General features: G+C 41.2%; 8 protein-coding genes. 4 read left to right on the top strand and 4 right to left on the bottom strand.

All coding sequences use genetic code 11. The features are described 5' to 3' along the window. Positions 1–52: 52 nt before the first annotated feature. Positions 53–1,171 carry a GTP cyclohydrolase gene (locus HPE56_RS07655; protein ID WP_188243239.1) on the bottom strand — a complete coding sequence of 373 codons (1,119 nt, stop codon included), beginning with the start codon at positions 1,169–1,171 and terminating at the stop codon, positions 53–55. 104 nt (positions 1,172–1,275) lie between these two features. Further along, positions 1,276–2,340 carry a transporter gene (locus HPE56_RS07650; RefSeq protein WP_188243175.1) on the bottom strand — a complete coding sequence of 355 codons (1,065 nt, stop codon included), beginning with the start codon at positions 2,338–2,340 and terminating at the stop codon, positions 1,276–1,278. An 87-nt stretch (positions 2,341–2,427) separates the two neighbouring features. Here HPE56_RS07650 and HPE56_RS07645 point away from each other — a divergent pair, with 87 nt between their 5' ends. Genes HPE56_RS07645 through HPE56_RS07630 form a run of 4 tightly spaced genes read left to right on the top strand, consistent with a single transcriptional unit; the run spans position 2,428 to position 7,886 of the window. After that, a complete protein-coding gene (locus tag HPE56_RS07645; protein ID WP_188243174.1) occupies positions 2,428–2,691 on the top strand; it encodes a DUF4834 family protein in 264 nt (87 codons plus the stop codon). A gap of 34 nt (positions 2,692–2,725) precedes the next feature. Beyond that, on the top strand, positions 2,726–5,164 hold the full coding sequence (locus HPE56_RS07640; protein WP_188243173.1) for a YfhO family protein: 2,439 nt from the start codon (positions 2,726–2,728) through the stop codon (positions 5,162–5,164). Beyond that, the gene (locus HPE56_RS07635; protein WP_188243172.1) at positions 5,161–6,432 is read left to right on the top strand and encodes a glycosyltransferase family 4 protein; all 1,272 of its coding nucleotides are present in this window, start codon (positions 5,161–5,163) and stop codon (positions 6,430–6,432) included. The genes HPE56_RS07640 and HPE56_RS07635 overlap by 4 nt, the downstream gene beginning before the upstream one ends. Beyond that, on the top strand, positions 6,432–7,886 hold the full coding sequence (locus HPE56_RS07630; protein ID WP_188243171.1) for a lipopolysaccharide biosynthesis protein: 1,455 nt from the start codon (positions 6,432–6,434) through the stop codon (positions 7,884–7,886). The genes HPE56_RS07635 and HPE56_RS07630 overlap by 1 nt, the downstream gene beginning before the upstream one ends. A gap of 154 nt (positions 7,887–8,040) precedes the next feature. Here HPE56_RS07630 and HPE56_RS07625 read toward each other — a convergent pair whose 3' ends face one another. Beyond that, positions 8,041–9,252, bottom strand: coding sequence for a hypothetical protein (locus HPE56_RS07625; protein ID WP_188243170.1), 1,212 nt, complete (start codon positions 9,250–9,252; stop codon positions 8,041–8,043). Positions 9,253–9,486: 234 nt separating this feature from the next. Then, on the bottom strand, positions 9,487–12,264 hold the full coding sequence (gene uvrA, locus HPE56_RS07620; RefSeq protein WP_188243169.1) for an excinuclease ABC subunit UvrA: 2,778 nt from the start codon (positions 12,262–12,264) through the stop codon (positions 9,487–9,489). Positions 12,265–12,306 lie beyond the last annotated feature (42 nt).

The following is a 12,306-nucleotide window of genomic DNA, read 5'->3' as shown; positions in this document are numbered from 1 at the left end:
TATTATATCATAAAAAACCCCCAGAATTCATGGAATGCTGGGGGTTTTGTTATTATAACTCTTTGCGATACGTTCTCCTGCGTTTATATATTTCCGGGTCGAAATGCTTCCATAATTGCTTTATGGCAATATTGTCTGCCAATTCAGGGGTTCGGACACAGTGCTGTATGTTTTTTGCCGTAAACGTCTTGTAGAACTCTTGGAACATGACGGCTGTAACCCCTTTATTTTGATATTCGGGGTGTACCCCGATCAAGTAAAAGATAACTTCTTTACTATATTTTTTGGCCATTAACATATGAAAGAGACCGAATGGGAACAATTTGCCCTTCGATTTTTGAAGGGCTTTGGAAAATGAAGGCATTACAATACCAAAGGCAATAAGGTTATCATCCTTATCAAGGATGTATTTGATGTATTCCGGGTTGATAAAACTGATGTATTTCTTTTTGAAATACGCCTTTTGCACCTCTGTTATCGGAACAAATGAGGATAAGGAGGCATAGGTTTCATTGAAAAGATCGAACATGGAATCTGCCATGGCCATTACATCTTTTGTTTTTGTATAACTTAGGGGTTTTACACCATACCTTCTTTTGACCAATTCACCGGCCTTATCGTAAAATTTAGGATGGGCATTGGCAAAGGGGAATCTATTTTCCTCATATTCTTTTTCCTTTACAAAACCCAATCGTTCATAGTGCTTTTGGTAATACGGATGATTGTACCAGGTAATCATGGTGCCTATTTCCTCAAAGCCCTCGACGAGCACCCCCACCTTATCCATATTGGAGAACCCGACCGGGCCTTCCATATATTTCAGGTTGTGTTGATGACCTATATCGGCAACTTTCCTTAGCAAGGTTTCCGAAACCTCAAAATCATCGATAAAGTCGAACCATCCAAAACGCATTTTGCTTACCTTTTGTTGGTTGATCTCTATCCAGTTGACAATAGCTGCGACCCTACCTACAGGAATGTCGTTCTTGTATGCCAGAAAAAAACGGGCCTCTGCATTTTTAAAGACTGGGTTTTTTGATTTGTCAAAGGAATCAAGTTCTTCATTGATAATGGGCGGGACCCAATACGGGGAGTCTTTGTACAATGAAAAAGGAAACTTGACGAATTTTTTTAAATCGGCTTTGGAGGTGGCTTCTTTTAGGGTGACCATACGAATTTTTTGTAAGGTCAATATTAGCAATATTAATCAAGATCAGAAAATTAACCCGCCAATTTTTCATGGTATGGGTAAAGGTTTTTACCGAACATTAGCCATTATCGTCCATTATCTTTTTTTTGCTCCTTTTTAAGTTTCCGAAGTTGCTTTTTGGTCGGACCCAGATCGATGTCCTCTGCACCCCTTCCATTATTCTTTTTCTTTTTCACTTTCTTTTTCTTCTTCATGGAGTTTTTCTTGATCTCCCCACCATTCTCATCTGCATTTTGATCCTCGATGGCCTTGGGTTGGTCTTTATGGAAATCAAAGCGGTACGACACACCGGCACTTATAAAAATGCGGGAAGGCGTATTCTTGAAACTGGCACCAAGATTTAAATCGGCCTGTAACTCTTCAGTGAACAAATGGGCCACCCCGCCACGTAGCAGAACATCGGAGTAACGATCACTGTCAATTCCTTGGTTTTCCACGAAGACACTCCATTTAGGGTTTCTAAAAGCGTGGGAGAGCGAGATGATATAACTCATTTCAGGGAAATCGGTTCCTATACGGTCGTATGCAAGGTTGGAGATAAGGACGAACCTAGGCGATAATCGACTCTGGGTGGCTACCATTACCCGCGGGGATATGGTCGGGTCGCCGACATAGAAAGGATTGTCCCCCAAAACAAAATTGGCACCGGCATAAATGGATATGGACGGAATCAAATTCTTCAACTGAAAAAGATTGTTCGCCTTCCAGCTATATAGATTGGGTTTGTCATCCTTGTAACGATCGTAGATCAAATATTTCAATCCGATCCTATTTCTATAAAAATCAGTTCTGGAATCACTAATATCGAAATTTGCAAACGTAATATTTTGGTTTTGAAACGTACCTTCCCAATTCAGTTCCAATTGCTCGAACAACAAACCATATCGTAAGGAAATGTCAGTGCCGATAATATCACTTTGTGTATTCAATAAATTATGGTCCTGTTGTTCGTAGAACAGACCGGATTCCAACTGAATCACATTTTTACCTACGGCATAGGCACTAACAGATAAGCCAGGTCTATTGGAATTAATGACATCTGTATATTGGGATCTTCCGAGGAAAGGGATGACCAGACTTATAAAAAGGATATAAAACGTTGATTTTTTCAACTCAAAACAACCGCCCATAGTTTGATTTTATTATTATTTTAAGACTTTTACGTTATTATTACAACGTTAGAATTGTACTTTTGATATAAATTACAGTAAATTAATATGGCTTTTCTGAAAACGATTTTAATAATTCTCTTGGTGTATTATCTGCTAAAAATTTTGGCCAGGTGGTTTGCCCCAAAGATTTTCAGCTATGCAGCAAGAAAGACCGAAGAACGATTTCGTGAGAACTTCGGTGGTTTTCCCGAACAAGGGAAAACCCATGAGGAAAAAGTTGGTGATGTCATAATCGACAAAAAACCATCAAAAAGACCTTCATCCTCTAAAAAAGTTGGTGAATACATCGAGTTTGAGGAACTAGATTGATTATTTTAGCGAAACCAACCACATCCATAAACCAATGAAGTTAGGTTTAAAAGCTTTTTTTATCCATTTTTTTGTTTTTGTTTTTTTTGTAATCGTCGCCTTGGCATATTTCAGCCCTGTTCTACAAGGCAAGGTCATTGAACAATCCGATATTCGTCAGTATACCGGAATGGCTAAGGAACAGAACGATTTTCGAAAGAAAACAGGGGAGGAACCTTATTGGACAAACAGTGCTTTTGGCGGTATGCCCACGTATCAATTAGGGGCCTATTATCCCCATGATTATGTAAAGAAACTGGATCGATTGATTCGTTTTCTGCCGCGACCTGCCGACTATCTTTTTATTTACTTTTTAGGATTCTATATTTTGCTGTGTTGCCTCAAGGTGGATTATAGACTGGCAGCGATGGGAGCGTTGGCCTTTGGATTTTCAACCTATTTGATCATAATACTCGGGGTTGGCCATAATGCAAAAGCCCATGCATTGGCGTATATGCCCATGCTCTTGGGAGGCATCGTACTTACCTTCCGAAAGAAATACCTGTGGGGATTTGTGCTGACCGCCATCGCCATGGCCCTTGAAGTGGGTGCCAATCATTATCAAATGACCTATTACTTTATGCTTTTGGTATTGATTTTGGGACTGGTCTATTTATTTTTTGCAATCCGTAAGAATGAATTGCGAAATTTCTTTACTTCAGTAGGGTTGCTGTTGGTTGCGGTTGTTCTTGGTATAGCGGCCAATGCAACAGGTTTGATGGCTACAAAGGAATATGCCGATTGGAGTACCAGGGGCACCTCCGAACTGACCATTAATCCCGATGGTTCTACAAAGACAACGACCAAGGGACTTGATAAAAATTATATTACACAATACAGTTATGGTATCGCGGAGTCGTTGAATTTGTTCGTTCCCCGTTTATTCGGAGGGTCCAATTCCGAGGATTTGGGCAGTGATTCCAAAACATACGACTTTTTGATCGACCAAGGGATTTCAAGAAGTCAGGCACTGGATTTCTCAAGACATTTACCACTTTATTGGGGAGATCAGCCGATCGTTGCCGCACCGGCCTATATTGGTGCCGTGATTCTCTTTTTGTTTTTATTGGGATTGCTCTTGGTCAAGGGTAGGGCCAAATGGTGGCTCTTGGGCGGGGTAGTCCTGTCCCTTCTTTTGTCATGGGGAAAGAATTTTGGTTTCTTGACGGATTTTATGATCGATTACTTCCCATTTTACAATAAGTTCAGGGCCGTATCATCAATACAGGTGATTGTTGAACTTTGTGCTCCCGTATTGGGCATATTGGCCTTGAAGGAACTTATAGATCCCACAGTGGATAATAGCAGGAAGTTAAAAGCATTGAAGATTTCCTTTTTCACGATGTTGGGGCTTGGCGTAGCCCTGTTTTTGGTTAAGAACACGTTCAGTTTTGAAGGTGCCTCCGACGAAACACTCAAACGCTATTATGGCGATGAGATCCTCTCGCTGATTCGGTTGGACCGGGAAGCGGTGTACAGCAGTGATCTTTTACGGACGTTGGTTTTTGTTATTCTGGCGGCCGCGGCGATCTGGTTGTTTTTAAAGGGGAAATTAAAGGGCAATATGCTTATCCTGGCCATGGGGGTGCTGATCGTAGTCGATTTGGTCGGTGTGGATCTCCGCTATGTTAACAAGGATGATTTTGTGTCAAAACGAAAAATGGCAGCACCTTTTCCTATAACACCCACAGATCAGAAAATATTACAGGACAAAAGTATTTATAGGGTATACGACCCCCAAGAAGGCTTAAACGGGGCACGGACTTCATTCTACCATAAATCCATTGGTGGTTACCATGCGGCCAAACCTGCTAGATTGCAGGATCTATTCGATTTTTATATCTATCAGGGAAAGATCGAAATCCTGAATATGCTGAATGTAAAATATGTGGTCCAACAAAATGAGGAGGGTAAGAATGCGCCAACCTTGAATGCCAAAGCCAATGGGAATGCATGGTTTATAGATTCCTTGATAGGTGTGAATTCGGCCAACGAGGAAATAACAGCCTTGGGAAGTATTGACCTAAAACACGAAGCTGTTGTGAACACTACCGAGTTTTCAAATATAAATCGGTTTGATTTCCAAGTGGATTCATTGGCTACAGTTACTTTAACGGATTACGAACCCAACCATTTGGTCTATAAATCATCGAATCCCAATGCCGGTGTATTGGTGTTTTCCGAAATGTTTTATGAAAACGGTTGGAATGCCTATATCGATGGTCAACGCAAAGACCATTTTAGGGTTAATTATGTTTTAAGGGCCTTGAAAGTGCCTGAAGGCGACCATACCATAGCGTTTAAATTTGAACCCCCGATTATTGAAAAAGGCAGTCAAATATCCTTGGTAAGTTCGATTTTGTTGGTGCTGATCATTCTTGGTGGTATTTTTTATTCCGTAAAACGTTCTTCTAAAAAGGAGGAAGACCAATGAAAAAGGTATTGATCGTTACGTACTATTGGCCCCCAGCGGGTGGGCCTGGGGTACAACGATGGTTGAAATTCGTTAAATACCTACCGGAATTCGGGATAACCCCAATCGTTTATATTCCTGAAAACCCGAATTATCCCATTGTCGATGATTCCATAGGGAACGAGGTACCGAAGGGATTGGTCATTTATAGGCATCCCATTCGTGAACCCTATAAAGTAGCGGGGTTTTTCTCTAAAAAGGACGCAAAACGTATAAGTTCGGGTATTATAACCACCAAGAACCAATCTTTTTTGGAAAAGGTGATGTTATGGGTACGGGGTAATTTTTTCATTCCGGATGCACGTAAGAATTGGGTAAGGCCATCAGTGCGTTTTTTACAGACCATTATCGAAAAGGAAAATATCGATTGCCTTGTTACCACAGGACCTCCCCATAGTCTTCATTTGATTGGAAACCAATTGAAAGAAATTACAAAGGTGAAATGGTTGGCCGATTTTAGGGATCCATGGACCTCGATAGGCTATCATAAAAAATTAAAGCTTACCCCTAAATCACAGCAAGAGCATAAACGGTTGGAGCATCTTGTACTGAACAATGCCGATAGGGTCATCGTGACCAGCAACACCACCAAAGAGGAGTTTAAAGGGATTACCCAGAAACCCATTTCAGTTATCACCAATGGGTATGATACCGATATTTCGGTCCCAAAGGTATTGTCCAAGGGGTTTACGATTTCGCATATAGGTTCCTTGCTTTCCGGTAGGAATCCGGCGATTTTATGGCGGGTATTGGGTACGATGGTACTCGAGAATGACGAATTTGATTCTTGTTTTAAATTGCGTTTGGCAGGCGTGGTTAGCGAGGATGTACTGCAAAGTATCTATGATGCCGGGTTAAGGGATCACACTGAATTATTGGGTTATGTGTCCCATGAAGAAGCTGTAAGCTTGCAACAGGAATCCCAAGTCCTTTTATTGGTAGAGATAGATTCCCACGAGACCAAGGGCATATTGCCAGGCAAGTTATATGAGTATATGGCTGCTGGGCGACCTATATTGGGTATAGGTCCGGAAGGTTGGGATGCCGCTCGGATCATTGCGGATACCCATTCGGGGATCAGCTTTGGATATGATGATGAGAATAAATTAAAAGATGTACTTTTAAAGTGGTTCGAGGCCTATAGCAATGATGGGCTGATGATGGATGCACAAGGCATTGAAAAATATAGTCGCAGGGCGCTTACCAGGGAATTAGCCAAACTTATTTAATGGGAATAGTCAGTAAACAAGCATTGAACAACACCATAATCACCTATTTGGGGTTTGGGGTTGCTGCCGTAAATACGCTTTTTCTTTATACTAATTTTTTAACGGATGCATATTACGGATTGGTAACGGTCATATTATCCACTTCCGCCGTTTTAATGCCCCTCTTGGCATTTGGTGTGCCCAATACTTTGGTCAAGTTCTATAGTAGTTTCAAAAAAACGGGAAACACCGAGGCCTTTGAGACCCTTATGCTATTGTTGCCCTTGCTACTTATTGTTCCCATGGCCTTGGTAACTTTTGTTTTTACGGATGCCATAGGGAGTTTTATATCCAAGGAAAATGGTATTGTCAGGAATTATGTATGGTACATCTTTCTGATTGGATTCGCCATGGCCTATTTTGAGGTGTTCTACGCATGGGCCAAGGTTCAGATGAAATCTGTTTTTGGCAATTTTATGAAAGAGGTTTTTAATAGGATAGGGGTAATGATCCTTTTGATTTTGGTTTATTTCGATAGTATTACGGTAGATTTCTTCCTGAAGGCCCTCGTCGGCTTATATCTTTTGCGCACCCTGATTATGAAGATCTATGCCTATGGTTTAAAAATGCCCAAATTGAATTTCGATTTTCCGGCCAATACACGTGCGATCTTAAGTTATAGTGCCTTGATTATCCTTGGGGGGTCGGCTGCGGTGATTATCCTAGAGATAGACAAAGTAATGATCAACCAATATAAACTTATTGAAAATGTGGCCTATTATGGGGTGGCCATTTATATTGCCACAACCATTATCGTACCTTCTAGGGCCATGCATCAAATCACCTATCCACTGACGGCGGAATTGTTGAACAATAACGATCATGAAGGATTGGGGTCCTTGTATAAAAAATCCTCTTTGACACTGTTTATTGCATCGGGGTTATTGTTCGTGTTGATCATAACCAATTTGAACGATCTGTTCCTGGTACTTCCCGAAGAATACCGGGGCGGCTTTGCTATTGTGTTTCTAATAGGCCTGGCCAAGGTGTACGATTCGGTGTTAGGGATCAACAATGCGATCCTTTACAATTCCGATTATTATAAAACCTTATTGGGTATGGGGGTTTTGTTGGCGGTACTTGTCATACTGCTTAACATACTTTTTATTCCGAAATATGGACTTTATGGGGCTGCATTGGCTACCTTCATTGCAATATCAATCTACAATACCATAAAATTATTCTTTGTCCGTGCCAAATTCAATATAATGCCCTTCACCATGGAGACCCTAAAAGTAGGTGGACTTTTACTTGTTTTAGGTGGTGTGTTTTATATGGTCAACTTGCCATTTCATTCGCTAGTGAATATTGTGATCAAGGGTACCATCACCACCGTGCTATATCTAGGGGTCCTATACCGGTTTAAGATTTCAGAGGATGTTTATCGGATGCTTTCAAAGTATTTAAAAAGATAAACCCTGACGGGAATATTCCGCATCAGGGTTTAAACAACCAACCAACCTAAAAACTATCTTTATGGGACCCGAATTTCAAAAGCCGCAAGCTTATTGAATTACGTTGGTCGAACTAACCCCGACACTTCGGCCGGGATCATTGTTCTTCTATTATTTACTGTCTACTAGAGCTTCTTCCTTTAGAGCTTCTAGAGCTACTACTCCTTGTTGCAACACTTCTACTTTTGGAAGCGGCTTTTCGTACGGTACTTTTACTAGTACTTCGACTTGATGGCCTTTGGGCAACGGACCTTTGGGTTCTTGTAGCGATACTGCTACGTACGTTTCTGTTCGTGGTTCTACTTACCGGTTTCTTGTACGTGGTGCTACTTCTTGTTACCGTGGTTCTTCGAGGCGTTTTTGTTACTGTCTTTTTGGTAATCGTATTTCGTTGTGGAGTCCTTACCGATGTTGATCGTTGGGCTACACTACGGTTATTCAAGGATTTTGTATTAACGCTCTTGAGCCTATTGACTGTTGACCTATTGGCAACTTTGGCATTGGACCGATTTGAACGGGTACCCACATTTTTGGAAACCTTAGCTCTTTGGGTATTTGATCTATAGTTCTTGTTTATCACATTATTCCTGTTCACCGTTCTATTTGTACGGGCCACATCATTCCTGCGTGTATGGTTCACTCTGCGTTGGGCAACTCTTTTATCGTTTCTGTAAATAGTGGCTCTTTCGCGACGTACTTGGTTATATCTATGTTCCCTTCCGATTTTGGCATAAGCCCTTCGTGTATTATAATTATATGGTCTATAATAGGTATATCGGTAAGGTGCATAATACCTTCTGTAAGGTCTCTGGTATACTAACGAAAATCCGATTGCGGGTCTTAAAAAGAACCTGTGGAAAGGTCTGTATACATAGTGTCTGTTGTAAACATTGATGTATCCTGTATGGTGGTCATAGAATCCATTATGGTTGTAATACACATACATACCACCCATTCTGAAAACCCTATTGTTCCTGTAATTGATATTAACATCACCAATTTGGGTCACACGACCATAGTTGTCATAATAGATAGGTACGTTCTCTACCTGAACGACCGCACCATAATCATCATATTGTGCATAAGGACTATAATCATAACCGGAATTCATGGTTACCCCATTATTACGGCCGGATACATAATTCTCAATATAAAAATCGAATTCACCATCGGGAAATACTGAAAACGTAATGCCTTGCTCAATAAAAATGAACGAGTTGTTATTGGTATAAGCATTGCTTGTTGCAACCTTATCTTCAACGGTACTAGCCATGGTTCCAGAGGTACTGAATACAAGGGCTGTTAAAAGAAGTACTATATTTCTCATGATATAAGGTTTAAATTCCCGAATGCAACTATTTACATTCGATTAGTATATACCAAACAGCGTGCCAAAGAATAGTTAACAACTATAATCAGTTGATAAACAGATAAATAAAGCTATGTGTAAATAGGGGGAACCGCGTTGCTTTCCTTTTTTAAGGGAAAAACAACAGCCTATCATAAAGGTATTACTACCAATAGGACTGTTCTGATTTATATAAATAGGCGAGTGGTCCGGTTATAGTTTTTCCTTTAAATAATTCGCGGTAAAGGAGGATTTGTTTTTAATGATTTCCTCAGGGGTGCCTTGTGCCAATAGCTGTCCGCCATTTTCCCCACCTTCGGGACCAAGGTCGATAATATGGTCGGCACATTTGATAAGTTCGATATTGTGTTCGATGACTACGACCGAGTGCCCTTTTGATAGTAAGGCATCAAAGGATTTCAACAATTTTTTAATGTCGTGGAAGTGCAATCCGGTCGTTGGTTCATCAAAAATGAACAAGGCTTTGTCTTTTGTGGTCCCTTTTACCAGGAATGATGCCAGTTTGATCCGTTGGGCCTCACCACCGGAAAGGGTAGAGGAGGATTGCCCTAATGTTACATACCCAAGACCCACTTCCCGTAAGGGGCTTAACTTGCCTACAATTTTATGCTGACCATGTTTTTCGAAAAAATCAATGGCATCATCAATTGTCATATTCAGGACATCGGCAATATTGGCTCCTTCGAAAGTAACCTCCAAGACTTCTTTTTTGAACCGTTTGCCATTGCAGGTATCACATTCCAAATGTACATCGGCCATAAACTGCATCTCTACGGTTATTTCACCTTCCCCCTTGCATTTTTCACAGCGGCCACCATCGACATTAAAAGAAAAATGTTTGGCTTGGTAAGCCCTGATCTTACTTAACTTTTGTCCCGCAAACAAGGCCCTGATGTCGTCATAGGCCTTGATATAGGTCACCGGGTTTGATCGTGAGGACCTTCCTATGGGGTTCTGGTCAACAAATTCGACATGCTTGATGGAATCGTATTTGCCCTCTACGGAAGTAAACTGTCCGGCTTTCTGACCGTAACCGCCAACATTCTTCAGGATTATCGGATAGAGTAATTTTTTTACCAACGTACTTTTTCCACTACCGGAAACGCCGGTTATGACCGTCAACATGTTCAGGGGAAAGGTGACATCGATATTTTTTAGGTTGTTTTCCCTAGCGCCTTTGATTTCAATATAGTTTTTGGAGACCCTTCTTTTTTTAGGGACTTCAATTTTAAGGGTACCGTTCAAATATTTGGCGGTAAGGGAAGAAGACTTAAGGATTTCGGTCAACGTGCCGTGAGCGACCACTTCGCCACCGTGGGTTCCTGCTTCAGGCCCAATATCGATAACCTCATCGGCGGCATTCATAATATCCTCATCATGTTCAACCACAATAACGGTGTTGCCGAGATCCCGAAGTGATTTTAAGACGTCTATTAGGTTCTCGGTATCCTTTGGGTGCAAACCGATACTGGGTTCATCAAGGATATACATGGAACCGACAAGACTACTGCCCAACGAAGTCGCCAAATTAATACGTTGGCTTTCACCGCCGGAAAGTGTATTCGATTTTCGGTTCAGGGTTAGGTAATTGAGTCCGACCTTTTCCAGGAATCCCAATCGGGTATGTATTTCCTTCAATAACCTGTTCGCAATTTGGGCATCATGGTCATTGAGGGATAGTTGTTTGAAAAAAGCGGTTAATTTATCAATGGGTAATTCCACCAAATCCGTAATCGACTTACCGCTGATTTTCACATATTCGGTTTCCTTTCGTAAACGTTTTCCGCGACATTCGGTACATTTCGTCTTTCCGCGATACCGGGATAGCATGACCCGATTCTGTATTTTATAACTTTTATCCTCCAAGAGGCTAAAGAACTTATGCAACCCGGTAAAATGGGAATTACCATTCCATACCAATTGTTTTTGCTCTTCGGTTAGCTCAAACCAGGGCTTGTGGATGGGGAAATCAAATTTATAGGCATGGTTCACCAATTCATCGCGATACCAACCCATACTTTCACCCCTCCAAGGGAATATGGCATTTTCATAGACGGAAAGTGCCGTATTGGGTATGACCAAATCCTCATCGATACCAATGACGTCGCCATACCCTTCACATTTAGGGCAGGCACCATAGGGGTTGTTGAAGCTGAAAAGGTGTACATTGGGTTCTAGAAAAGACATCCCGTCTTTTTCGAATTTATTATTGAAAACGGTTTGCTTCCCTGTTTTAAGTTCTTCAATGGCGCATTCCCCTTTCCCTTCAAAGAAAGCGGTATCGACAGCATTCGCCAAGCGATTGTAAAAATCCTCGTCATCCTTGGTAATGATCCTGTCGATGACCAGATTGAATTCACGGCCAATATCTTCGGGAGCGGCATCGATACGAATAACCTTATCATTATGTTTTATTCGGGCATACCCTTGCTTCGAAAATAATTGCAATGATTTTATGGGGTCCCGGTCTTCTTTGATGACTATAGGTGCCAAGAGCAGGAGTTTTTCCCCTTCAGCATACTGTTGAACGTAATCAACAACATCACTGACCGTATGTTTTTTTACCTCTTCCCCGGATATCGGGGAAATCGTTCTGCCGATACGGGCAAATAACAATTTAAGGTAATCGTAAATCTCGGTCGTGGTACCTACTGTTGAACGCGGGTTGGTGGAGTTGACCTTTTGTTCAATGGCAATGGCAGGGGCTATACCTTTAATATAATCTACCTTGGGTTTGTTCAATTTACCTAAAAACTGACGGGCATAGGAAGAAAGGCTTTCTACATATCTACGTTGTCCTTCGGCATATAAGGTATCAAACGCCAAACTCGATTTCCCGGAACCCGAAAGTCCTGTAATCACAACCAATTTGTTCCTGGGTATGACAACATCAATATTTTTTAAATTGTGCAGTTTCGCACCCTTTATGATAATATTATTCTTGGGATTTATGTCTTGTAATTTGGGCATATTCTTGATTAGGCGGCAAAGATACAATATGTGGGATGCATT

This window comes from Maribacter aquimaris (assembly GCF_014596745.1).
GTDB lineage: Bacteria > Bacteroidota > Bacteroidia > Flavobacteriales > Flavobacteriaceae > Maribacter_A > Maribacter_A aquimaris.
Note: the sequence above shows the minus strand (reverse complement) of the source record. Positions and strands in the feature narration are given on the sequence as shown.

What these genes read in the sequence shown, in the direction of transcription:
- HPE56_RS07630 (WP_188243171.1), top strand. Translation starts at nt 6,432, where the DNA reads ATGGGAATAGTCAGTAAACAAGCATTGAACAACACCATAATCACCTAT.
- HPE56_RS07650 (WP_188243175.1), bottom strand. Translation starts at nt 2,340, where the DNA reads ATGGGCGGTTGTTTTGAGTTGAAAAAATCAACGTTTTATATCCTTTTT.
- HPE56_RS07645 (WP_188243174.1), top strand. Translation starts at nt 2,428, where the DNA reads ATGGCTTTTCTGAAAACGATTTTAATAATTCTCTTGGTGTATTATCTG.
- HPE56_RS07640 (WP_188243173.1), top strand. Translation starts at nt 2,726, where the DNA reads ATGAAGTTAGGTTTAAAAGCTTTTTTTATCCATTTTTTTGTTTTTGTT.
- HPE56_RS07635 (WP_188243172.1), top strand. Translation starts at nt 5,161, where the DNA reads ATGAAAAAGGTATTGATCGTTACGTACTATTGGCCCCCAGCGGGTGGG.
- uvrA (WP_188243169.1), bottom strand. Translation starts at nt 12,264, where the DNA reads ATGCCCAAATTACAAGACATAAATCCCAAGAATAATATTATCATAAAG.
- HPE56_RS07655 (WP_188243239.1), bottom strand. Translation starts at nt 1,171, where the DNA reads ATGGTCACCCTAAAAGAAGCCACCTCCAAAGCCGATTTAAAAAAATTC.
- HPE56_RS07625 (WP_188243170.1), bottom strand. Translation starts at nt 9,252, where the DNA reads ATGAGAAATATAGTACTTCTTTTAACAGCCCTTGTATTCAGTACCTCT.